Origin of the sequence: Blastococcus sp. MG754426 (assembly GCF_021699055.1) — a bacterium.
Taxonomy (GTDB): Bacteria; Actinomycetota; Actinomycetes; order Mycobacteriales; family Geodermatophilaceae; genus Blastococcus.
Map to the genome: position 1 here is coordinate 25,702 of NZ_SSXC01000025.1, position 23,685 is coordinate 49,386.

Sequence of the window (23,685 nt, forward strand, 5' to 3'; positions counted from 1 at the left end):
GGTCAGTCTCCCAGAGTCGTGCGGTGGGCCGGCGCGACCTCACCCAGCGCGGTGAGGAACGCGTCGGTCTCCTCGGCGGTCCCGGCCGTCACCCGCAGCCAGCCCGGCAGCCCGACGTCCCGCACGAGCACCCCGCGGTCCAGCAGCGCCCGCCACGCGGCGGGGGCGTCGGTGAAGTGCCCGAAGAGGACGAAGTTGGCGTCGCTGGCCACGCTGGTCAGCCCCAGGGCCGGCAGTGCCGCCACGATGCGGTCGCGCTGGGCCTTGACCGCGTCGACGGTCGCCAGGAGCGCCTCGGTGTGCGCCAGCGCTGCCCGCGCGGCCGCCTGGGTGAGCGAGCTGAGGTGGTACGGCAGCCGCACCAGCTGGATGGCGTCGACGACGGCCGGGTCCGCTGCAAGGTAGCCCAGGCGAAGCCCCGCCATGCCGAACGCCTTGCTCATCGTGCGGCTGACCACCAGCCGCGGCCGGCCCGGGAGCAGGGTGAGCGACGACGGAGTCCCGGCCCGGGCGAACTCGGCGTACGCCTCGTCGACCACGAGGACGCCGTCGGTGGCCTCGTAGAGGGCGGCCACGGTGTCCAGGTCGACGGCGGTGCCGGTCGGGTTGTTCGGGCTGGTGACGAAGACGACGTCGGGCCGCACCTGCTGCACCTGGGCGACGGCGGCGGCGGGGTCGATGGTGAAGTCGGCCGCCCGGTGGCCGTCGACCCACGCCGTCCCGGTGCCGGCCGCGATGATCGGGTGCATCGAGTACGAGGGCGTGAACCCGAGTGCGGTGCGCCCCGCTCCTCCGAAGGCCTGCAGGACCTGCTGCAGCACCTCGTTGGACCCGTTGGCCGCCCACACCTGCGCCGGCTCGACGGGCACGCCGCCGGTGCGGGACAGGTAGGCGGCGAGATCGGCCCGCAGCGCGACGGCGTCCCGGTCCGGGTAGCGGTTCAGCTCCAGCGCCGCGTGCCCCAGCGCCGCCCCCAGGTCGGCCAGCAGCTCGGCCGGCAGCGGGTGCGGGTTCTCGTTGGTGTTGAGCCGGTGCGCGGCGGGCAGCTGCGGGGCCCCGTAGGGCGTGCGCCCCCGCAGCTCCGGCCGCAGCGGGAGCTCGTCGAGGGACGTCACGACCGCTGCCGGACCCGCACCGCGGCCGCGTGCGCCGGCAGGTCCTCGGCGCCGGCGAGGGCGTCGACGTGCGCGGCGACGTCGGCGAGCGCCTGCTCGTCGTACTCGACCAGGTGGATGCCGCGCAGGAACGACTGCACGGACAGCCCGCTGGAGTGCCGGGCGCACCCGCCGGTGGGCAGCACGTGGTTGGAGCCGGCGATGTAGTCGCCCAGCGACACCGGCGACCACGCGCCGACGAAGATCGCCCCGGCGTTGCGCACCCGCATCGCCACGGCACGGGCGTCGCGGGTCTGGATCTCCAGGTGCTCGGCGGCGTAGGCGTCCACCACCCGCACCCCGGCGTCCAGGTCGTCGACCAGCACGATGCCCGACTGGGTGCCGTCCAGCGCGGTGGTGATCCGGTCGGAGTGCTTCGTGGCCGCGACCTGCCCGGGCACCAGGGCCAGGACCGCCTCGGCCAGCTCCTCGCTGGGGGTGACGAGCACCGCACCGGCGAGCGGGTCGTGCTCGGCCTGGCTGATCAGGTCGGCGGCGACGTGGGCGGGGTCGGCGGTGTCGTCGGCGAGGATGGCGACCTCGGTCGGGCCGGCCTCGGAGTCGATGCCGATCAGCCCGCGCAGCAGCCGCTTGGCCGCCGTCACGTAGACGTTGCCCGGGCCGGTGACCATGTCCACCGGCTCGCAGGAGCCCGCGCCGTAGCCGAAGACGGCGATGGCCTGCGCCCCGCCGACGGCGTACACCTCGGTGACGCCCAGCAGCGCGCAGGCGGCGAGCACGCCCGGGTCGGGCAGCCCGCCGTTGTCGCGCTGCGGCGGGGAGGCGACGGCGATGGACTCGACCCCGGCGATCTGGGCGGGGACGACGTTCATCACGACGCTGGACAGCAGCGGCGCGAGGCCACCGGGCACGTACAGCCCCACCCGCCGGACGGGCAGCCAGCGCTCGGTCACCGTCCCGCCGGCCACCACCTCCGTGGTGACGTCGGTGCGCCGCTGGTCGGCGTGCACCTTCCGCACCCGGGCGATGGACTCCTCGAGGGCCTCGCGCAGCGTCGGGTCGCACTCCGCCAGGGCCCGGGTCAGCGCCTCCTGCGGGACGGCGAAGTCCTCGGCGTCCACCCCGTCGAGCCGGGCGGTGATCTCGCGTACCGCCCGGGCGCCACGCAGGCGCACGTCCTCGCACAGCGGGCGGACGGTGGCGAGGACCGAGTCGATGTCGGTGGCCGCCCGCGGCAGCAGCCCGGCGAGCTCCCGGACGCCGGGCAGGGCGTTTCCACGCAGGTCGATGCGTGCCAGCACGGGGGCCTCCGGGGTCGGATCGGGGAGTGCGACGCGGCTCCCAGGGTATCCAGCCCCCTCCGGCGTCCCCGGGGCGCCCGCACGGGGCGGCGGCCCGCGACCCGTAGGCTTGCCGGGATGGGTGAGCTGATCCCGCTGTTCCCGCTCGGGCGGCCCCTGTTCCCCGGGGTCGTGCTGCCGCTGCAGATCTTCGAGCCCCGGTACCGCCGCCTCATGCGCGACCTGCTGGACCTGCCCGAGCACGGTGACCGCCGCTACTTCGGGGTGGTCGCGATCCGGCAGGGCTGGGAGGTCGAGCGGGTGGCCCCGGCGGCGGCCCTCTACGACATCGGCTGCACCGCGCGGCTGCAGCGGGTGCAGCCGCAGGCCGACGGCGGCTTCCGCATCGTCACCGTGGGCGGCGAGCGGTTCCGGCTGCTCGACGTCGTCGTGGGTGAGGACCCGCCCTACCTGCAGGCCGAGGTCGAGTGGCTGGCCGAGGAGGAGGCGGCCGAGGAGGCCGCCGGGGACGCCGAGGCGGTGACCGGCGACGGCGCAGCCGGGCTGGCACCGCCCGCGGACGCGCTGGTGAGCTCCGTGGCCCGCGGGTCCCTGGACCTGCTGGCCCGCGGGGTGGGCGACCTGTTCACCCAGTACGTCGCCGAGGTCGCGGCGCTGGGTGCCGGCGCGCACGGGGACGGCGTCGAGGCGGCGGTGCGGCTCGCCGCCGCCGCCGACGACCCCTCCGCGCTGTCCTGGCTGGTCGCCTCGTCCGCACTGCTGACCACCGAGGACCGGCAGGCGCTGCTGGCGGAGTCCGCGACGCGCCGGCGCCTGGCGGCGGAGTCCCGGCTGCTGCGCCGGGAACTGACGCTGCTCCAGACGCTGGGCGCGGTGCCGGCGCCGTTGCAGCAGTTCGCCGCACCGATGACGGTGAACTGACCGGAGGACCCCGTCCTCCTCAGCCCTCGCGAGATCGGGCCCAGCCTCGCGACGGGCCCCTCAGTAGCGGCCGAGGCCGTCGTCGGCGGCCACCAGCGCGCACCCCACGTAGACCAGCAGCGCGGCGAAGGGCGCGGCGGCCAGGCCGGGCAGCGAGCTGAGCACCAGCCCCGTGGTCACCTGCGCGCCCACCTCGCCCAGCAGCGCCTCCGACGGCGGGGGCGCGAGCAGCTCCCCGGTCTGCCAGGCGAACACCGCGGCCGCGGAGGCCCCGACGGCCAGCGCGATGAGCATGCCCACCCCGCGACCGCGGCGGACCCGCCACGCGGCCGCCCCGGCCACCAGCCCCAGCCCGAGCAGCAGGAGCACCAGCACGGCGTCGTCGGCCACCCGGACCTCCGCCGCCGGCGGGCCCACGGCCACCGGCCCGGTCTCGGTCACCTGGAACTCCGCGCGCGGCGCCAGCAGCCACCAGAGCACCCCCGTCGGCAGCCCGGCGAGCGCCAGCCCCACCAGCAGCGGACGGGCGGCGCGCAGGTCCTCGCGGACCTCCGCCCTCCCCCGCCAGTAGGCGTGCACGGGCACCCCCGGGGCCGGCTGGACGGGCAGCGGTGAGGTGGTCACCGTCCCAGTGAACAACGATCGCCCGCCCGGGGTGGGGGCGGACCCTCCTAGAGCAGCGCCACGCTCGTCGGCCCGAGGAGCGCCTTGATGTCCCCCATCAGCGCCGTGCTCGGGCGCACCCGCAGCCCCTGGTCCAGGCGGAGCACCGTCTCGCGGCTGCCGTTGACCAGCTTGAGCTGCACCTCCGTCGTCCCCGGGTGGCTGCCCAGCACCTCGCGGAGGCGCTCGACGACCGGCGGGGTGCAGCGGGCGGCGGCCATGGACACCAGCACCGGCCCGCGCGGCCCCTCGGTGAGCTCGGGGATGATCACCTCGGAGCCGAACAGCGAGGGCTGGTCGTCCCGGCGGCTGATCCGGCCCTTGACCACGATGATCTGGTCGCGGACGACCTTCTCCGAGACCTCCGCCCAGGTCTTGGGGAAGAAGAGCACCTCGATGCCGGACTCGAGGTCCTCCAGCGTGGCGATGGCCCACGGCGCGCCCTGCTTGTTGGTGCGCGGGGAGACCGAGGTCAGGATGCCGGCGATGGTGACGTTCGCGCCGTCCTCGACCCCGCCGGCGTTGATCTCGGCGATGGGGGTGTCGGCGTTGGCGGCCAGCACGTGCTCGACGCCGTGCAGCGGGTGGTCGGAGACGTAGAGGCCGAGCATGTCGCGCTCGAACATCAGCCGCTCGCTCTTGGACCAGTCCGCGGTGGGGATCGTGATGTCCAGCGCGCTGCCGAACGGGTCCTCGGCCGCGTCGCCCTCGCCGAAGCTGCCGAACAGGTCGAACTGCCCCTCCGCCTCCTTGCGCTTGAGCCCCATGGCGGAGTCGACGGCCTGCGCGTGGATCGCGACGATCCCCTGGCGCGAGTGGCCGAGCGAGTCGAAGGCGCCGGCCTTGGCCAGGGACTCGATGACCTTCTTGTTGCAGGCCACCGTGTCGATCTTGCGCATGAAGTCGGCGAAGTCCTTGAACGCGCCCTTCTCCTCGCGGGCGCGCACGATCGACTCGACGACGTTGGTGCCGACGTTGCGCACCGACGCCAGGCCGAAGCGGATGTCGGTGCCGACCGCGGTGAAGTCCCAGGAGGACTCGTTGACGTCGGGCGGGAGCACCTTGATGCCCATCCGGCGGCACTCGGCCAGGTAGATCGGCCGGCGGTCCTTGTCGTCCTGGACGCTGGTGAGCAGCCCGGCCATGTACTCGGCCGGGTAGTTGGCCTTGAGGTAGGCGGTCCAGTAGGACACCAGGCCGTAGGCGGCCGAGTGGGCCTTGTTGAACGCGTAGTCGGCGAACGGGACGAGGATGTCCCACAGCGTCTTGATCGCGGCGCCGGAGAAGCCGTTGGCCTTCATCCCCGCCTCGAAGCCGACGAACTCGGCGTCCAGCACCGACTTCTTCTTCTTGCCCATCGCGCGGCGCAGCAGGTCGGCCTTGCCGAGCGAGTACCCGGCGACCTTCTGCGCGATCGCCATGACCTGCTCCTGGTAGACGATCAGGCCGTAGGTCTGGCCGAGGATCTCCTCGAGCGGCTCGGCGAGCTCGGGGTGGATCGGCGTGATCTCCTGCTGGCCGTTCTTGCGCAGCGCGTAGTTCGTGTGCGAGTTCGCACCCATCGGGCCGGGGCGGTAGAGCGCACCGACGGCCGAGATGTCCTCGAAGTTGTCCGGCCGCATGAGCCGCAGCAGCGACCGCATCGGCCCGCCGTCGAACTGGAAGACCCCGAGGGTGTCCCCGCGGCTGAGCAGCGCGTAGGTGTTCGGGTCGGTGAGGTCCTTGCTGATCTCGTCGAGGTCGATCGGCTCCTTGCCGTTGATCACGATGTTGCGCAGCGCGTCGTCGATGACCGTGAGGTTGCGCAGGCCCAGGAAGTCCATCTTCAGCAGGCCGAGCGTCTCGCAGGTCGGGTAGTCGAACTGCGTGATGACCGCCCCGTCGGCCTCGCGCCGCATGATCGGGATCGAGTCGATCAGCGGGTAGCGGCCGATGATGACGCCGGCCGCGTGCACGCCCCACTGGCGCTTGAGCCCCTCGAGCTTGCGGGCCTGGTCGACGACCTCCGCCGCGCCCGGGTCGGACTCGTAGCGGGCGCGGAACTCCGCGGCCTCCTTGTAGCGCGGGTGCGCCGGGTCGAAGACACCCGACAGCGGGATGCCCTTGCCCATCACGTCCGGCGGCATGAGCTTGGTCAGCTCGTCGCCCACCGAGTACGGCCGGTCCAGCACGCGGGCGGCGTCCTTGATCGCGGCCTTGGCCTTGATCGTCCCGTAGGTGACGATCTGGCTGACCCGCTCCTCGCCGTACTTCTTCGAGACGTACTGGATGACCTCGCCGCGGCGGCGGTCGTCGAAGTCGATGTCGACATCGGGCATGGAGACGCGCTCGGGGTTCAGGAACCGCTCGAAGATCAGCCCGTGCTGCAGGGGGTCGAGGTCGGTGATGCCCATGGCGTAGGCGGCCAGCGAACCCGCCGCCGAGCCACGGCCGGGGCCCACCCGGATGCCGTTGTCCTTGGCCCAGTTGATGAAGTCGGCGACCACGAGGAAGTACCCCGGGAAGCCCATCTGGGTGATGATCCCGACCTCGTAGTCGGCCTGCTTGCGCACGTGGTCGGGGATGCCGCCCGGGTAGCGCTTGTGCAGGCCGCGCTCGACCTCCTTGACGAACCAGGAGGTCTCGTCCTCCCCCGGCGGCAGGGGGAAGCGGGGCATGAGGTCGGCACCCTCGGTGAAGGTGACCTCGCACTGCTCGGCGACCAGCAGGGTGTTGTCGCAGGCCGCGCGGAGGTCGCCGGTGAACAGGGCCCGCATCTCGGCGGCGGACTTCAGGTAGTAGCCGTCACCGTTGAACTTGAAGCGGTTGGGCTCGTTGAGCCGCGACCCGGTCTGGATGCACAGCAGGGCGTCGTGCGCCTCGGCGTCCTCCTTGTGCGTGTAGTGCAGGTCGTTGGTGGCCAGCAGCGGGATGCCGAGGTCCTTGGCGATGGCCATCAACGCCGGGCGGGTCTTCTGCTCGATGGCCAGCCCGTGGTCCATCAGCTCGGCGTAGAAGTTCTCCCGCCCGAAGATGTCCTGGAAGTCCGCGGCGGCCTGGCGGGCCTTGTCCTCCTTGCCGGCGCGCAGCCACATGTTCACCTCGCCCGACGGGCAGCCGGTGGTGGCGATCAGCCCCTTGCCGTAGCGCTCGAGCAGGTCGCGGTCGAACCGGGGCTTGCGGTACTGCCCCTCGAGGCTGGCCAGCGAGGAGATGCGGAAGAGGTTGTGCATCCCCTCGGTGGTGCGGGCCAGCAGGGTCATGTGGGTGTAGGCGGCCTTGCCCCGGTTGGAGCCGCCGTCACCCTCCTCGTCGATGAGGTTGTCGCCGAAGTCGAAGGGCGCGCGGTCGAAGCGCGACCCCGGGGTGTAGTAGCCCTCCATGCCGATGATCGGCTTCACGCCGGCCGCGTTCGCCTGCTTGTAGAAGTCGTAGGCGCCGAAGACGTTGCCGTGGTCGGTCATCGCCAGCGCCGGCATGCCCTGCTCGGCCGCGGCCTTGGTGACCTCCGGCAGCTTCGCCGCACCGTCGAGCATCGAGTACTCGGTGTGCACGTGGAGGTGCACGAACGAATCGGACGGCGAACTGCTGCTCACGGGTGGTCGAGCTCCTCAACTGGTCGTGCGTGCCGGCCGGCGAGGACCGCGGCTGGCGACCGGCGGGGAAGACCGGTGGTGCGAGCACCGGGTGACGGGCACCCGGGGCGGGTCCTGCGGGGGTGCCCCGATCCTCGCACTGGATGAGTTCTACGCCGAGGGTCTGACAGGACGTGTCTCCTCACAGGGACCGATCCGTCACACCTGCCCCGGGGCGCGTCAGGGCAGCGCGCGGCGCATCGTGACGTGCGCGATGCCGGCCTCCTCGTACACCTCGCCGACGGCGGTGTAGCCGGCCCGCTCGTAGAACCGCCGGGCCGGGAGCTGGGCGTGCAGCACCACCTCGCGGGCCCCGCGGACCACCGCCTGCCGGTGCAGCTCGGCGAGCACCGCGGCGCCGTGCCCGTGGCCGCGCACCGCGGCGTCGGCGGCCATCCGGCCGATCCGCGCCGTCCCCCCGTCGAGCAGCAGCCGCCCGGTCGCGACCACGCGGCCGGCGTCGTCCCGGCTGAGCACGTGCACGGCGGTCGCGTCGGAGGCGTCCTGCTCGATCTCCGGGGGGACGCCCTGCTCCTCGACGAACACCCGGGTGCGCAGGGCCAGGACCTCGGGCCGGTCGGCGGGGCGGGCGACCTGCGCGGTGGGGCTCGGCACGGGCCCATTCTCGCCCCCGCGCCGGTGGGCCGGTCAACGCCCCGGCGGGCCGCCCGCCTCGTGCACCGACGCCGGCAGGGCGCTGGACGGCACGAGCAGGAACCGCAGGTCGATGAGGGCGTGCAGGAGCACCGGCAGCAGCAGCGAGCCGGTGTCCACGTAGACCAGCGCCATCACGCCGCCCAGCACGCCGGTCAGGACGACCCCCGCGCGGCCCTGGTAGGCGTGCGCGAGGCCGAAGGCGACCGCCGCGACGACCACGAGCACCCAGGTGGGCGGGCCGCCGGTCACGGCCGCGACCACGGCGAGGAAGAAGCCCCGGTACAGCCACTCCTCGCACACCCCGGCGGTGACCCCGACCAGCGTGAACAGCCGCCGCTCCGCCTCGGTGCGGGGCAGCAGCGCGAGCGTGGACTGACCGGGCGGCTCGGCGTGGCGCCCCTCACCGGGCCGCCGGGCCTGCCGCGCCGCCTCCAGCAGGGCGCCGGCCCGCAGCTGGCGGGTGGAGGCGACGACGAGCAGCAGCACCACCACGACGACGACCGCCGTCAGCGGCCCTGGCCACCCGCTCGGCCGGACCAGCCCGACAGCCGCGGCGTCGACCCCCGGCGAGGCCAGCCAGACGACGGCGGCGACCACCGCCAACCCCCACTCGAGCACGAGCAGCCGTCGGTAGAACGAGCGGCGCGCCCCGGCGTCGGTGCGCAGCCGCCCCTCGAACCGGCGGTGCAGCACGTGCCCCACGACGGGCTCCCCCACCACCAGGTAGGCCGCCACGACCACCGCGGCCAGCGCCGCCGGGCCGAAGGCGTCGAGGGCGACCGGCAGGGTCGTCACCGCCGCTGGGTCAGGCCTCGGCGCGCAGCACGGCCAGCGCGCCGGCGAGGTCGGGCGGGTACTCGCTGGTGAACTCGACCCACTGCCCGCCGGCCGGGTGCGGGAAGCCCAGCCGCACCGCGTGCAGCCACTGGCGCGACACCCCGAGGCGGGCGGCCAGCGTCGGGTCCGCGCCGTAGGTGGTGTCACCCACGCAGGGGTGGCGCAGGGCGGAGAAGTGCACCCGGATCTGGTGGGTGCGGCCGGTCTCCAGCCTGATGTCCACCAGGCTGGCGGCGGCGAACGCCTCGGTCACCTCGTAGTGGGTCACCGACGGCCGGCCGCCGCTGACGACGGCGAACTTCCAGTCGTGCCGCGGGTGCCGGTCGATGGGCGCGTCGATGGTGCCCCGCGAGGGGTCGGGGTGGCCCTGGACGAGCGCGTGGTACCCCTTCTCCACCGTGCGCTCCTTGAAGGCCGTCTTGAGCGCGGTGTAGGCCCGCTCGCTCTTGGCGACGACCATGACGCCGGTGGTGGCGGCGTCCAGCCGGTGGACCACGCCCTGCCGCTCGGCCGCGCCGGACGTGGAGATGCGGTACCCGGCGGCGGCCAGGCCCCCGATCACCGTGGGCCCGTCCCACCCGGGGCTGGGGTGGGCGGCGACCCCGACCGGCTTGTCGACGACCACGAGGTCGTCGTCGTCGTGCAGGACCGTCATGCCCTCGACCGGCTGCGGGGGTGCCGGCTCGCCGGGCGGGGGCGGCAGCTCCACCTCCAGCCAGCTGCCCCCGGTGAGCCGGTCGCCCTTGCCGCGCACCCGGCCGTCCACGACGACGTGGCCGGCGTCAGCGAGCTCGGCCGCCGTCGTCCGGGGAAGGCCGAAGAGCCGGGAGAGGGCCTGGTCCACCCGCTGGCCCTCCAGGCCGTCGGGCACCGGGAGGGCCCGGTGCAGGCCGGGAGTGCTGGTCACGCCACCCATTGTGCGGGTCGGGCCGGACGAGGCGGTGGAACAGCCCGGGCCCGCGAGCGGCGGCAGGGCGGGCGGCCCTCCTCCTACGCGGCGCCGGGCCGCCCGTCGGCGCCGCTGCGGGTGCCGTCGAACTCGATGCCCCGCAGGGCCAGGACCACGCCGAGCACGCCCCCGCAGACGATCGCCGAGTCGGCCACGTTGAAGACCGGCCACACGCTCCCGTCCGGGCCGAAGACGGAGAGGAAGTCGACGACGCCGCCGCGCAGGAAGCCGGGGTCGCGGAACACCCGGTCGACCAGGTTGCCGACGGCCCCGCCGAGGACCAGCCCCAGCGCCACCGCCCAGCCGGTGGACCACAGGCGGCGGGCGGTGCGCACGATGACGACGGAGACGACGGCGGCGATCAGGCTGAACACCACCGTCGCGCCCTCCGCGAAGGAGAACGCGGCGCCGGTGTTGCGCAGGTTGGTGAGGTACAGCGCGCCACCCAGGACGCGGATGTCCTCCCCCGGTTCGATGGTCGCGACGACCACCAGCTTGGTGACCAGGTCGAGGACCAGGACGGCGGCGGCCAGGGACAGCAGCAGCCGGGTGCGCGGCCGGCCGGGCGGCGCGGTGGCCGAGGAGCCACCGCCCGCGCCGTCGGCGGGGTCGACGTGCTCGGACAGGTCGGGCTCCTCGGTGGATCGGCTCCGGCCGGCTGACCCGGCGGTGCCGACGACGATAGCCGCGCGGGCCCGCCGGCCCCGGCAGGCCGGAGCGGCTACGCCGCGCCGGGATCCAGCCAGACCGCTGTGTCGGGAGCGAGCAGCCCGCCACCGGGCTGGCTGGACAGGAGGACGCGCCCCGTGCCGCGGAGGTCCAGCGGCTCCCCCGAGAGGTTGACCACGCAGCGGAACGACCGCCCGCGGTCGAACGCGATGACGTCGTCCGCCATCGCGCGCCAGGCGAAGTCCTCGCCGCGCAAGCCGGGAACGCGCCGGCGGAGATGCAGCGCGGCGCGGTACAGCGACAACGTCGAGGTCGGGTCGGCCGACTGGGCGGCCACCGTCAGCGCCGCCCACCGCGGCGGTTGCGGCAGCCAGGGGTCGACCCCCGCCACCGTGAAGCCGAACGGGGGTCGGTCGCCTTCCCAGGGCAGCGGTACGCGGCAGCCGTCGCGGCCCCGGGCGGTGCGGCCGGAGCGCTCCCAGGTCGGGTCCTGCAGCACGTCGTCCGGCAGGTCCTCCACCTCCGGCAGGCCGAGCTCCTCCCCCTGGTAGACGTAGGCGGACCCGGGCAGCGCCAGGGTGAGCAGCGTCGCCGCCCGGGCGCGGCGCAACCCCAGCTCCAGGTCGGCGCCGGACACCCCGGCGTCGAAGCCCATCGTCGCGGCGGCGCTCTCGGCCCGGCCGAAGCGCGTGACGTGCCGGGTCTCGTCGTGGCTGGACAGGACCCACGTGGCCGGGGCGCCGACGGGCTCGAGGGCGGCGAGGCTGGCGTCGATGACCGTGCGCAGGGAACGGGCGTCCCACGGCGAGGCCAGGTAGTCGAAGTTGAAGCTGGTGTGCATCTCGTCGGGCCGCACGTAGCGGCTGAGCCGCTCGGGCCCGTTCACCACCGCCTCGGTGACGAACAGCCGGCCACCCTCGTAGCTGTCCCCGATCCGCCGCCAGCGGCGGAAGATCTCGTGCACGCCGTCGACGTCCCAGTGCGGGTTGCCCACCCACGTGCGGGACTCGAACATCGCCCCGGGGCCGTGGCCGGCGTCGGGGAGCCCCTCGACCTTCGCCATCGCGGGGGCGGCATCGACCCGGATGCCATCGATCCCCCGGTCGAACCAGAAGCGCAGGATGGCGTCGAAGTCCTCCCGGACCCCCGGGTGGTCCCAGTCGAGATCCGGTTGCTCCGGGGCGAACAGGTGCAGGTACCACTGCCCCGGCGAGCCGTCCGGCTCACGCACCCGCGTCCAGGCCGGACCCCCGAAGGCGCTGATCCAGTCGTTGGGCGGCGCCGAGCCGCCCTCCCGGCCGTCGCGGAAGAAGTAGCGGGCCCGCTCGGGCGACCCCGGCCCGGCGGCCAGCGCCGCGCGGAACCACGGGTGCTGGTCGGAGGTGTGGTTGGCGACCAGGTCGGTGATCACGCGGAGGCCGTTGGCGTGCGCCTCGGCGAGCAGCGCATCGGCGTCCGCGAGCGTGCCGAACCGGGGATCGATGTCGCAGTAGTCGGCGACGTCGTACCCGCCGTCGGCCATGGGCGAGGGGTACCAGGGGGTGATCCAGAGGGCGTCGACGCCGAGCTCCGCGAGGTAGCTCAGCCGATGCCGCAGGCCGCCGAGGTCGCCGACCCCGTCCCCGTCGGAGTCGGCGAAGCTCCGCAGGTACACCTCGTACACGACGGCGCCCCGCCACCAGGTGTCCTGAGCCGTCGTCGACACCTCCGAGCCTGGTGAGGGGCTGGAACGGCCACCCTCCGGGCGCCCGCGCCGAGCCGGCGAGGCGTGGCGGGAAGGGCGGTCCTTCTTCAGGCCGAGGCCGCCGTGGCCCCACCCACCTGGGCCCCGCCCGCGCGTTCGCCGTCCGCACGTGCGCCGCCCGCCCGCGCCTGCGAGTCCTGGAGCTGCTCTTCCCGGTCCTGTGCCGCCATGCGGGTGAGCTCGGCGCCGGCCTCGGGATCGCGGGTCAGGTTCTCCCCCGACTCCGGGTCGAACACGTGCACCTTGCGGCTGTCGAGCCAGAACTCGGCCTCCCGCCCCTCGCGGATGCGGCTGGTCGCGTCGATGGACACGATCGCCTGGGTGCGGAGCTCCTCGGAGTCCAGCTCCTTGGACAGCTCCCGCAGCTGGGCCTTGATCGAGTCGGGCGCGTCGTACGGGATGTAGGCGTACTGGGAGTCGCCCAGCCACTCGGTGACGTCGACCCGGGCCCGGAACGTCGACCCGAGCGGGCGCTTGGCCTCGTCGACCAGCGAGGCGTCCTCGAAGTACTCCGGCCGGATGCCGACCAGCAGCAGGTCGCGACCGGCCACCTTGGCGGCGCGGTCGGCGTCCAGCTCGATCGTCCCGAACGGCGTCTCGAGCGTGTTGCCCTTCGCGGTCGCCGGCAGGAAGTTCATCGGCGGGGAGCCGATGAAGCCGGCGACGAAGAGGTTGACCGGCTGCTCGTACAGCTCGCGGGGCGAGGCGACCTGCTGGATCTTGCCCTTGCGCAGCACGCAGACCCGGTCGCCCAGGGTCATCGCCTCGGTCTGGTCGTGGGTGACGTAGACGGTGGTGATGCCCAGCCGGCGCTGGAGGCGGGAGATCTCGGTGCGCATCTGCCCGCGGAGCTTGGCGTCGAGGTTGGACAGCGGCTCGTCGAAGAGGAACGCCTCGGCGTCGCGGACGATGGCCCGGCCCATCGCGACGCGCTGCCGCTGACCACCGGAGAGGTTGGCCGGCTTGCGCTCCAGGTGCTCCTTCAGTTCCAGCACGTCGGACGCCGCGTTCACCTTCCGGCGGACCTCGTCGTCCGGGGTCTTGGCCAGCCGCAGCGGGAAGGCGATGTTCTCGAACACCGTCATGTGCGGGTAGAGCGCGTAGTTCTGGAAGACCATCGACAGGTTGCGGTCGCGGGGGGCGAGGTCGTTCACCCGCTTGCCACCGATGATCATGTCGCCGCTGGTGATGTCCTCGAGGCCGACGATCATCCGCAGCAGCGTCGACTTCCCGCAGCCCGAGGGGCCGACGAGGATCATGAACTCCCCGTCGGCGATGTCCAGGCTGACGTCGTTGACCGCCGGGAACCCGTCGCCGTACTGCTTGACGATGTTCTTCATCTCGATGGAGGCCATCAGTGTTCGTCCCCTCGGTGGGTCGATGAGGTGAGGCAGGTCGCGAGCACGGCGGTCAGCCCTTGACCGCGCCGTTGGTGAGACCGGCGACGATGCGCCGCTGGAAGAGGAGCACGAGGACGACGACCGGGATCGTCACGATGAGGGCCGCTGCGGCGATCGCGCCCGTGGGGTCCTCGAACTGCGAAGCGCCGCTGAACAGGCCGAGCGCCGCCGGGACGGGCCGGGCCGCCTCGGTGGAGGTGAGCACGATGCCGTAGACGAAGTCGTTCCAGGCGATGAAGAACGCGATGATCGCAGTGGTGAACACACCGGGGGCGGCCAGCGGGACGATCACCTTGCGGAACGCCTGCCAGGTGGTCGCGCCGTCGACCTGGGCCGCCTGCTCCATCTCCCAGGGGATCTCCCGGAAGAAGGCCGACATCGTCCAGATCGAGATGGGCAGCGTCAGGGAGAGGTACGGGAGGATCAACCCGGGCCAGGTGTCGTAGAGCCCGATCTGCCGCCACACGTTGAACAGCGGCGTCACGATCGAGATGACCGGGAAGATGGCGACCGCCAGCGCGGTGGAGAGGATCACCTTCTTGCCCGGGAAGTCCAACCGGGCGATGGCGTACGCGGCGAACATCGCCAGCAGGCAGGAGATGGCCGTCGCGATGAGGCAGATGCCGAACGAGTTGCGCAGCGCCGGCAGGAACAGCTCGCTGGCATCTCCGGTCAGGATCGTCTCGTAGTTGACCCAGGAGACGTCGCTCGGCAGGAACTGGCCGTTGGCGATGTCCGACGGGGCCTTCAGCGAGATGGAGATGATCCAGGCGATCGGGAACAGCGCGTAGACGACGATGATCGCGCCACCGATCCACCACATGACTTTCCTACGAGTGGACATCGTCACTCCCCCCGCGTCGAGGCCAGATCGACCTTGAACGCCTTGATGAAGCTGAACGCGATCAGCACGACCACGAGGAAGAGCAGCACCGAGACCGCGGACCCGAGCCCGATCTCCAAGCGGGCGATCGTCTGCCGGTAGGCCAGGAACGACACCGATTCCGTGCCGTTGGCACCGCCGGTCATGATGAAGATGCTGTCGAAGACACGGAACGCGTCCAGGCTGCGGAACAGCAGGGCGACCATGATCGCCGCCTTCATGTTCGGGATGGTCACCCGCCACAGCCGCTGCCACCACGTGGCGCCGTCGACCTTGGCGGCCTCCTGCAGCACCTCGGGGACCTGCGCGAGACCGGCCAGCAGCAGGAGCGAGATGAACGGGGTGGTCTTCCAGATCTCGGCCAGGCAGATGACGAGCAACGACTGCCACCTGTCGCCGAACCAGTCGGTGTTCTCGGTGACCCCGGGGATCCAGGCGAACCACGAGTTGACGAAGCCGGTGTTGATGTCGAAGGCGAACTGCCACGCGAACGCCGAGACGACCGTGATCACCGCGTACGGGATGAGGATCGCCGCGCGCACCACCGGCCGGATGCTGCTCAGCGCCTTCGCCATGACCATGGCGAGCCCGAAACCGAGCACCAGCTCCACCGCCACCGTGACCACCGTGATGAAGACGGTGACCCAGATGGCCTGCCACCAGATGGGGTCGCTGAGGATGACCCAGTAGTTGTTCAGCCCGTTGAACGAACGGTTCGCCGGGTCGGTGAGCCGGTAGGAGAAGAGCGACTCGTAGACCGCCTGCAGGATCGGGTAGGCGGTGACCGCCAGCATCACCACGAACGCCGGGCCGGCCAGCAGCCAGCCGAGCTTCCGCTCGCTGCGCGCCCGGTCGCTGACGCCGTTCTTCCTCTCGGGCGCCGACCTCGGATCGGTCTTCTCGCCAGGCGGCAGGGTCGTGGTGCTCACAGCAGTTCCTCCCCTGCCAGTACGGCCTGGATGAGTTCGGCGGCCTGCTCGCCGGTGACGCCCGGCTGGACGGAGCTCGCCGGGTGGTAGACGCGCTGCAGCGCCCCCGACACCTCGCTGTAGTAGACCGTCTGCGGCCGGGGCGCGGCCGCCTCCAGCGATTCCCGGATGAGCGGGGCCTGCGGGAAGACCTCGAGCACCTCGGGGTCGTCGTACACCGACGCCAGGGCCGCCGGGTTCCCGTTGGTGACGAAGTAGTAGGTCTGGTTCTCCTCGGAGACGATGCACTCGGCGGCCTCGTAGGCCAGATCGGTGTTCTGGCTGAAGGCGCCGACGCCGATGTTGATGCCGCCGTAGGGAGGCCTGCTCTCCTCGCCCTCGACGGTCCGCGGGTAGCGCGCCCACCCGTAGTCCTCGGGCACGGACGGCTCGAGCGTGCCCGCCTCGACGGCGCCCAGGGCCCGCGGCCAGACGAAGGGCCAGTTGACCATGAAGGCCGCGTCGCCCTCCTCGAAGTCGGTCACGTTGGCGTCCTCGCCGGCGGTGGAGAACGCCGGGCCACCGACGGGGGCCACCGACTCCATCACCCGGGCCGCCTCCACGGCGGCGTCGGAGCGGAGGCCGAGCTCGATGTCCTCGGGGGCCTCGGCGGTCTCCTCGATGATCGAGCCGCCCGCCCCCTCGATCAGCGCGTTGACCCAGACGGTGAGCGCCTCGGCGCGGATGCCCTGCGCGGCGATCTGGGTGCCCTGCTCCTCGGCCGCGGCCGCGAGCTGCTCCCAGGTGACCGGTTCCTCCATGTCCAGCCCGGCGGCCTCGGCCGCCGACTGCTTGTACCAGAGCAGCTGGGTGTTGGCCCAGAACGGCACGGCGACGAGCTCGTCGTCCCAGGTCGACCCCTCGACGGCGCTCTGCACCACGCCTTCGGTCACGCGTTCGGCGACGTCCTCGGGAACCGGGGCGAGGAAGCCCGCCTCGGCGAACTCGGGGATGTAGGGCGGGTCCAGGCTCATGAGGTCGATCGAGTCGTCCTCCGCGGCGAGCCGCCGGATCAGCTGCTCCCGCTGCTGCGAGGACTCGCGGGGCAGCTGCGCCGTCTCGATGGTGTAGGCACCGCCCGCTGCCTCGGTGCACCGGGCGGCGATCTCCGCCTGCCCGCCCGAGTCCGGGTTCGTGTACCAGGTGAGCGTCGTGTCGTCACCGGAATCGCTGCCGCAGGCCGCCAGGACGGCGACCGCGACGAGCGATGCCGCGGCACCCGCTGCTCTTCCCTTCCGGCTCTTCTCACCGGGAGCGTTCGGCATGAGTCCTCGTCTCCAATGGCGTCCGGCCCGACCGAGATCACGACGGTCCTCGGAGCGTGATACACCTCACAGGGGGTGTCAATTCGAACGGCGCCGGGCCCGGCGATCGCGACCCGACCGAGACCCGCGCCCGTCCGCCGCCCTCTCGGGCTATCCCCGGCCGGCGATGACCGAGGGGGTGGTGAGCTCCTGCGGCGTGCCCGGCAGCACGGTGGTGAAGTACGAGCGCGCGGCCTCCGTCGTCCCGACGTCGCGCCCGGCCTTCTCCGACAGGAACCAGCGGTGCTCGAGCACCTCGTGGAAGACCTCGGCCGGTTCCAGCCGGCCGCGCAGGTCCTCGGGGATCGCGTCCACGATCGGCTGGTAGACCTCGGCGAGCCAGCGGTGGCCGGCGATCGTCTCGGGCACCGGCTGCCCCGACTTCTGCTCCAGGTAGGCCCGGAACGCCCGGACGTCGTTGAGCAAGCGCTGCGCCTGCCGCTCCCGCACCTCCAGCCCGGTGAGGCGGAACAGCTCGCGGCGGTTGTGGCCCGGCTCGGCGACGCGGGTCTCCACGCGCAGCCGGGTGCCCTCGTCGGTGGTGCGCAGCTCGACCTCCCCGACGTCGAAACCCAGCTCGTTGAGCCGCTGCAGCCGCTCGGCGACGCGGTAGCGCTGCTCGTCGGTGCGGAAGACCTCCTCGCGGGTGACCTCGTCCCACAGCGCCTCGTACCGCCGCGGCAGGCCCTCGGCCACCGCGATCGGGTCGACGTCCTCGGGCAGCAGCCCGCCGAACTGGAGGTCGAGCAGCTCGGCGCCCACCCGCTCGCACGCCAGATCGACGTCGTAGCGGCGCTGGCCGGGCGACAGCCGCGGGTGGCGCTCGACGGTCTCGGCGTCGACCAGGTAGGCGGCGAAGGTGCCGGCGTCCAGGCGGAAGAGGGTGTTGGACAGCGAGCAGTCGCCCCAGAAGATGCCGGCCAGGTGCAGCCGCACCAGCAGCACGACCATCGTGTCGAGCAGCTGGTCGGCCGACCGGCCACCGCGCGGGCCGGAGAACAGCCAGCGGTAGGACATCGAGTACTCGAGGTAGCGGGTGACCAGGATCGCCGCCTGGTCGTCGGGCCGGTCGACGCAGATGCCGAGCACGGAGACCGTGGGCAGGCCCTCGGCCTCGAACTGGGCAAGCAGGGCGTACTCGTGCCGCGCGAGCCGCTCGTCGATCTCCTTCAGCGCGTAGACCCGGTCCTCGACGGCGACGAAGCGCACGACGTGGCGGGAGATGCCGCGCGAGCGGACGTCGAGCAGCAGGCTCTCGTCCCACTCCTCGAGCGGCTGGTGCCACGGCAGCGCCAGCAACCCCGCCGCGTCGTCGGCCGGTGGTCGGAAGAGGTACCGCATGGCGCGCTCCGGGGGCTGGCAGGTGCTGACCGCCACGATCCCACGCCGCGGCCCCGGCGACGCGCTGGAACGGCCGACCTCCGGGACCGGCGACGAGCGGGGGCCGAGGACGCGGGGGGCGAGGACGCGGGGCCCTGCTCAGTCCTTCTCGTCGGGGCGGCCGTCCTCGCCGCGCCAGGTGGCCAGCCGGCCCGCCCGGCTGACCGCCCGCAGCCGCCGCTCCGCCTCGGGCCGGGATGCGCGCGCCGACACCAGGAGCGCCTGGTCGCCGTGCATGAGCCGCGTCGTCTCGTCGGGCACGAACGCGCGCCCCTCGCGCACGATGAGCACCACGGCGGCGTCCTCGGGCAGGCGCAGCTCGGGCAGGTAGACGCCGTGCAGGCGCGAGCCCTCCGGCACCCGCATCTGCATGAGCTCGGCGTCGAGCTCCTCCAGCGGCGCGGCCTCCACCTGGATCTCGCGCGGCGCGACGGGCGCGCCGATCCGCAGGCGCCGCGCGACCCAGGGCAGCGACCAGCCCTGGACGATCGTGAAGACGACGACCAGCACGAACACGGTGTCGAAGATGCGCTCGGCGCCGGGCACGCCGGCGGTGACGGGGAACGTGGCGAGCACGATCGGCACGGCACCGCGGAGGCCGGCCCAGGAGACGAACGCCTGCTGCGGCCACGGCCAGCGGAACCACACCAGCGACAGCACGACCGACAACGGGCGGGCGACCAGCAGCAGCGCGCCGCCCACGACGAGCGCCGGCACCACGGCGTCGACCAGCCGGGGCGGCGAGACCAGCAGCCCCAGCAGGACGAACAGCCCGATCTGGGCCAGCGACGCCATGCCCTCGGCGAACCCGATGCTCGCCGTCCGGTGCGGCAGCGTGGCGTTCCCGAGCACGACGCCGCAGAGGTACACCGCGACGATGCCCGACGTCCACGCCAGCGTGGCGGTGGCGAAGGCGAGCACGCACAGCGACAGCGTCGCCAGCGGGTAGAAGCCTGCGAGCGGCAGCGCCACCCGCCGCAGCAGCTGCGCACCCAGCAGCCCGGAGGCGACGCCGATCACGGCCCCGCCCGCGAGCTGGCCGACCACCTGCAGGACGACCAGCCACCACGCGCCGGCCGAGGCCTCGGTGAGGACGGCGGCCAGCGTGGTGACCAGCAGGATCGCCGGGGCGTCGTTGAGACCGCTCTCGGCCTCGATCGCGGCGGCGAGACGGCGGGGCAGCGGCAGCCGGCGCAGCGCCGCGAACACCGCCGCCGCGTCCGTCGAGCCCACGACGGCGGCCAGCAGCAGCGCGAAGCCCCACGACGCGTCCAGCAGCCACACCGTGATCGCCGCGGTGACCGCCACGCTCACCGCGACGCCCACGGTGGCCAGCGTCAGCCCCGGCCCGATGGCCCGCCGGACGTCGGCCCACCGGGTGGTCAGCCCACCCTCGGCCAGGATGACCACGAGGGCGGCGACGCCGAGGGTCTGGGTGAGCTCGGCGTCGTCGAACTGGATGCCGAGGCCGCTCTCCCCCAGCACCACGCCGATCGCCAGGTAGAGCAGCAGGCTGGGCAGCCCGAGCCGGTCGGCCAGGCGCAGCGCCACGGCCGCGAGGATGACGACGCCGGCGCCGAGGGCCAGGGCGACGGTGACCGTCGTGTTCACCCTGCCCGCCCCATGGGGGCAGTCTCCCGCACCCCGTGAGCGGGACCGCCCGGCGCATGCGGACGGCGGGTCGGCGGATCCGGGGACGCACCGCCGGACCCGTTTGCCGGTTCGGGGAGAATGGGCGGCGTGAGTGCTCCCAAGGGTCCCTTCGCCGCGCTGCCCCCGCAGGTCGACCTCCCCGCGCTGGAGCACCGCATCCTCGAACGCTGGGAGCGGGAGAAGGTCTTCGACCGGTCGCTGGAGGCCTCGCAGGGCCGCCCGCAGTGGAACGTCTACGAGGGCCCGCCCACCGCCAACGGCCGCCCCGGCACCCACCACATCGAGGCGCGTGCGTTCAAGGACGTCTTCCCCCGGTTCAAGACCATGCAGGGCTGGCACGTGCCCCGGCGCGCCGGCTGGGACTGCCACGGCCTGCCGGTCGAGATCGCGGTCGAGCAGCAGCTGGGCTTCGCCGGCAAGCCGGACATCGAGCGCTACGGCATCGCCGAGTTCAACGCCCGCTGCCGCGAGTCGGTGGAGAAGCACGTCGCCGACTTCGCCGACCTCACCCGCCGGATGGGCTACTGGGTCGACTTCTCCCAGGCCTACTGGACGATGAACCCCGGCTACATCGAGAGCGTCTGGTGGTCGCTCAAGCAGATCCACGGGAAGGGCCTGCTGGTCGAGGACCACCGCGTCGCGCCCTACTGCCCGCGCTGCGGCACCGGCCTCTCCGACCACGAGGTGGCCCAGGGGTACGAGTCGATCACCGACCCGTCGGTGTACGTCCGCCTGCCGATCGTCGACGGCGAGTGGGCCGGCCGGGCCGACCTGCTGATCTGGACCACGACGCCGTGGACGCTCCCCAGCAACACCGCCGTCGCGGTGCACCCCGACGTCACCTACGTCGTCGCCCGCCCCGCCGGCACCGACGACGTCCCCGTCGTGGTGGCCCAGCCGCTCCTGGCCGCCGTCCTCGGGGACGACGTCGAGGTGCTGGCCGGCGCCCCGGGTCGCGACTGGGAGCGCACCCACTACCGGCGGCCCTTCGAGCTGGTCGAGTTCCCTGAGGGGGATGCGCACTTCGTCGTCCTGGCCGACTACGTGACCACCGACGACGGCACCGGCCTGGTGCACCAGTCGCCGGCGTTCGGCGCCGACGACCTCGCCGTCTGCCGCGGCTACGGACTGCCCGTGGTGAACCCGATCGACGCCACCGGTCACTTCCTGGCCGAGGTGCCGCTGGTGGGCGGGCACTTCTTCAAGGCGGCCGACCCCGCGCTGGTCGAGGACCTGAAGGCGCGCGGCGTGCTGTTCCGGGAGATCCGGTACGAGCACAGCTACCCGCACTGCTGGCGCTGCCACACGCCGCTGATGTACTACGCGCAGCCGTCCTGGTACATCCGCACCAGCGCGATCAAGGACCGGCTGCTCGCCGAGAACGAGCGCACCAACTGGTACCCCGAGAACATCAAGACCGGCCGCTACGGCGACTGGCTGAACAACAACGTCGACTGGGCGCTGTCCCGCGACCGCTACTGGGGCACCCCCCTGCCGGTCTGGCGCAACGACGCCGACCCGGGGCGGATGGTCGTCGTCGGCTCGCTCGCCGAGCTCTCGGAGCTGACCGGCCGCGACCTCTCCGACCTCGACCCGCACCGGCCGTTCATCGACGAGGTCACCTTCACGCGACCCGGCGAGGAGGGCACCTACCGGCGCGTGCCGCAGGTCATCGACGCCTGGTACGACTCGGGCTCCATGCCGTTCGCCCAGTGGGGCGCGCCCTACCGCAACCAGGAGCAGTTCCAGGCCGCCTACCCGGCGCAGTTCATCTGCGAGGCGATCGACCAGACCCGCGGCTGGTTCTACTCGCTCATGGCCGTCGGCACGCTGGTGTTCGAGCAGAGCTCCTACGAGAACGTGCTGTGCCTGGGCCACATCCTGGCCGAGGACGGCCGCAAGATGAGCAAGCACCTGGGCAACATCCTGGAGCCGATCCCGCTGATGGACCGGCACGGCGCCGACGCCGTCCGCTGGTTCATGCTCGCCGGCGGCTCCCCGTGGTCGGCCCGGCGGGTCGGGCACGAGACGCTGTCCGAGGTGGTCCGGAAGGTGCTGCTCACCTACTGGAACACCGCCAGCTTCTTCACCCTGTACGCCGAGACCAACGGCTGGGACGCCGCGGCCTCCCCCGCCCCGGCGCGGGCCGACCGCCCGCTGCTGGACCGCTGGGCGCTGGCCGAGCTCGCCGCGGTCACCCGCGACGTGACCGCGGCGCTGGAGGAGTTCGACACCCAGGGCGCCGGCCGGCTGCTCGCGCAGTTCGTCGACGACCTCTCCAACTGGTACGTGCGGCGGTCGCGGCGCCGGTTCTGGGACGGCGACCCCTCGGCGCTGGGCACGCTGCACGAAGTGCTCGACGGCCTGACCCGGCTGATGGCGCCCTTCACGCCGTTCGTCACCGACGAGGTGTGGCTCCGCGCGGTCGTGCCGGGCAGGAGCGCGGCGGGCGGGTCGGAGGTGCCGGACTCGGTGCACCTGGCCTCCTGGCCCGAGGTGGACGAGGACGCCCTCGACGACGCCCTCGTCGAGCAGATGGCGCTGGTCCGCCGGCTGGTGGAGCTGGGCCGCTCGGCCCGCACCACGGCGAAGGTGCGCACCCGGCAGCCGCTGGCCCGCGCCGTCGTGGCGGCGCCGGGCTGGGGGGAGCTCCCCCGCGACCTGGTCGCCGAGGTGGCCGACGAGCTCAACGTGGCCGAGGTGCTCGAGCTGGCCGCGGTCGGCGGTGACCTGGTCGACGTCAGCGTCAAGATCGACTTCCGCGCCGTGGGCCGCCGCCTCGGCAAGCAGGTGCAGGCGGTGGCCAAGGCCGTGGCCGCCGCCGACGCCCCGGCGCTGGTGAAGGCCTACCGGGCCGGCACCGCCACCGTCGAGGTCGACGGCGCGGCGGTCGCGCTGGCCGAGGGCGACCTGGTCGTCACCGAGACGCCCCGCGAGGGCTGGACGGTGGCCAGCAGCAGCGGGCTCACCGTGGCGCTGGACCTCGCGCTCACCCCGGAGCTCGAGCGGGCCGGGCTGTTCCGCGAGGCGGTCCGGCTGGTGCAGGAAGCCCGCAAGGGCAGCGGGCTGGAGGTCAGCGACCGGATCGAGCTGTCGTGGACCGCCGACGGCACCATGGCGCAGGCGCTCACCGAGCACGCCGAGCAGCTCGCCGGCGAGGTGCTCGCCGTCGCCGTCCACGCCGGCACCCCCGGCGCCGGGGAGGGTGTCGAGGGTCCGGAGGGATCGCGGTTCTGGGTGGCCCGGGCCGCCGTCTGACGCCGGCCCGGGGCGCCGCTCAGGCGCCCCGGGTCCTCCGGGCTCGGGCCCGGTCGGCGAGCTGCCGGTCGGGCCGGCACACCCCGCACGGGGTGAACCCGTCGGTGCGCGCCTCGTCCAGCGGGAGCGGGATCGGCTCGTGGCCGCGGAGGTGGACGCAGCCGGGCAGGTGGTAGCGCGGGTGCTCGTCGACCACGAGCACCTCGTCGGTGAGGTCCACGATGATCAGCAGGTCGGTCACCTCGACCTCCTCGACCGGCGGGTCCGGCAGCTCCGGCGGCGTCCCGGCCGCGGCGCTCCCGCCCGCCGCGTGATCGGCCGGGCGGCCGGCGCCCTCGCGCTCGTCCGGCCGATCACGCGGCGGGCGGG

General features: G+C 73.2%; 17 protein-coding genes and 1 pseudogene. 2 read left to right on the plus strand and 16 right to left on the minus strand.

The annotated features are described in order from the left end of the window. Window positions 1–2 precede the first annotated feature (2 nt). Entirely contained in the window at window positions 3–1,115 is a 1,113-nt protein-coding gene (locus E9549_RS10640) for a histidinol-phosphate transaminase (RefSeq protein WP_236826506.1), read from the minus strand. Then, entirely contained in the window at window positions 1,112–2,416 is a 1,305-nt protein-coding gene (gene hisD, locus E9549_RS10645) for a histidinol dehydrogenase (RefSeq protein ID WP_236826507.1), read from the minus strand. The genes E9549_RS10640 and hisD overlap by 4 nt, the downstream gene beginning before the upstream one ends. 117 nt (window positions 2,417–2,533) lie before the next feature. Between hisD and E9549_RS10650 the strand changes: the two genes are divergently transcribed. Continuing rightward, complete coding sequence (locus E9549_RS10650; protein ID WP_236826508.1) at window positions 2,534–3,337, plus strand: LON peptidase substrate-binding domain-containing protein; 804 nt, start codon at window positions 2,534–2,536, stop codon at window positions 3,335–3,337. 60 nt (window positions 3,338–3,397) lie between these two features. Here the strand turns inward: E9549_RS10650 and E9549_RS10655 are convergent, their stop codons facing one another. The 13 genes from E9549_RS10655 to E9549_RS10715 all read right to left on the minus strand — a co-directional run bounded on the left by E9549_RS10655 (window position 3,398) and on the right by E9549_RS10715 (window position 20,016). After that, the gene (locus E9549_RS10655) at window positions 3,398–3,961 is read right to left on the minus strand and encodes a hypothetical protein (RefSeq protein ID WP_236826509.1); all 564 of its coding nucleotides are present in this window, start codon (window positions 3,959–3,961) and stop codon (window positions 3,398–3,400) included. Window positions 3,962–4,008: 47 nt separating this feature from the next. After that, window positions 4,009–7,575 (minus strand): DNA polymerase III subunit alpha, encoded by a 3,567-nt coding sequence (gene dnaE, locus E9549_RS10660; protein WP_236826510.1) that lies wholly within the window; start codon window positions 7,573–7,575, stop codon window positions 4,009–4,011. A 219-nt stretch (window positions 7,576–7,794) separates the two neighbouring features. Further along, the gene (locus E9549_RS10665; protein WP_236826511.1) at window positions 7,795–8,229 is read right to left on the minus strand and encodes a GNAT family N-acetyltransferase; all 435 of its coding nucleotides are present in this window, start codon (window positions 8,227–8,229) and stop codon (window positions 7,795–7,797) included. Between the two features lie 33 nt (window positions 8,230–8,262). Beyond that, window positions 8,263–9,066, minus strand: a complete 804-nt coding sequence (locus tag E9549_RS10670; RefSeq protein ID WP_236826512.1) for a CPBP family intramembrane glutamic endopeptidase — start codon at window positions 9,064–9,066, stop codon at window positions 8,263–8,265. A 10-nt stretch (window positions 9,067–9,076) separates the two neighbouring features. Next, window positions 9,077–10,024, minus strand: a complete 948-nt coding sequence (locus tag E9549_RS10675) for an RluA family pseudouridine synthase (protein ID WP_236826513.1) — start codon at window positions 10,022–10,024, stop codon at window positions 9,077–9,079. 74 nt (window positions 10,025–10,098) lie between these two features. Continuing rightward, entirely contained in the window at window positions 10,099–10,803 is a 705-nt protein-coding gene (gene lspA / locus E9549_RS10680) for a signal peptidase II (protein WP_308113117.1), read from the minus strand. Next, a complete protein-coding gene (locus E9549_RS10685) occupies window positions 10,779–12,431 on the minus strand; it encodes a glycoside hydrolase family 13 protein (protein WP_236826515.1) in 1,653 nt (550 codons plus the stop codon). The genes lspA and E9549_RS10685 overlap by 25 nt, the downstream gene beginning before the upstream one ends. 86 nt (window positions 12,432–12,517) lie before the next feature. Next, window positions 12,518–13,825 (minus strand): ABC transporter ATP-binding protein, encoded by a 1,308-nt coding sequence (locus tag E9549_RS10690; RefSeq protein ID WP_236826516.1) that lies wholly within the window; start codon window positions 13,823–13,825, stop codon window positions 12,518–12,520. A gap of 55 nt (window positions 13,826–13,880) precedes the next feature. Next, window positions 13,881–14,714, minus strand: coding sequence for a carbohydrate ABC transporter permease (locus E9549_RS10695; protein ID WP_236826517.1), 834 nt, complete (start codon window positions 14,712–14,714; stop codon window positions 13,881–13,883). A 2-nt stretch (window positions 14,715–14,716) separates the two neighbouring features. Next, the gene (locus E9549_RS10700; RefSeq protein WP_236826518.1) at window positions 14,717–15,682 is read right to left on the minus strand and encodes a carbohydrate ABC transporter permease; all 966 of its coding nucleotides are present in this window, start codon (window positions 15,680–15,682) and stop codon (window positions 14,717–14,719) included. Further along, on the minus strand, window positions 15,679–16,986 hold the full coding sequence (locus E9549_RS10705; RefSeq protein WP_236826519.1) for an extracellular solute-binding protein: 1,308 nt from the start codon (window positions 16,984–16,986) through the stop codon (window positions 15,679–15,681). Before E9549_RS10705 ends, E9549_RS10700 begins: the two co-directional genes overlap by 4 nt. A 150-nt stretch (window positions 16,987–17,136) precedes the next feature. Then, complete coding sequence (locus E9549_RS10710; protein WP_236826520.1) at window positions 17,137–18,402, minus strand: DUF4032 domain-containing protein; 1,266 nt, start codon at window positions 18,400–18,402, stop codon at window positions 17,137–17,139. A 102-nt stretch (window positions 18,403–18,504) separates the two neighbouring features. After that, the gene (locus E9549_RS10715; protein WP_236826521.1) at window positions 18,505–20,016 is read right to left on the minus strand and encodes a potassium/proton antiporter; all 1,512 of its coding nucleotides are present in this window, start codon (window positions 20,014–20,016) and stop codon (window positions 18,505–18,507) included. A 129-nt stretch (window positions 20,017–20,145) separates the two neighbouring features. Between E9549_RS10715 and ileS the strand changes: the two genes are divergently transcribed. After that, window positions 20,146–23,316, plus strand: coding sequence for an isoleucine--tRNA ligase (ileS, locus tag E9549_RS10720; RefSeq protein ID WP_236826522.1), 3,171 nt, complete (start codon window positions 20,146–20,148; stop codon window positions 23,314–23,316). 19 nt (window positions 23,317–23,335) lie between these two features. On the opposite strand, the pseudogene E9549_RS10725 reads toward ileS, so the two are convergent. After that, a pseudogene (locus E9549_RS10725) lies at window positions 23,336–23,685 on the minus strand (hypothetical protein); the annotation flags it as partial.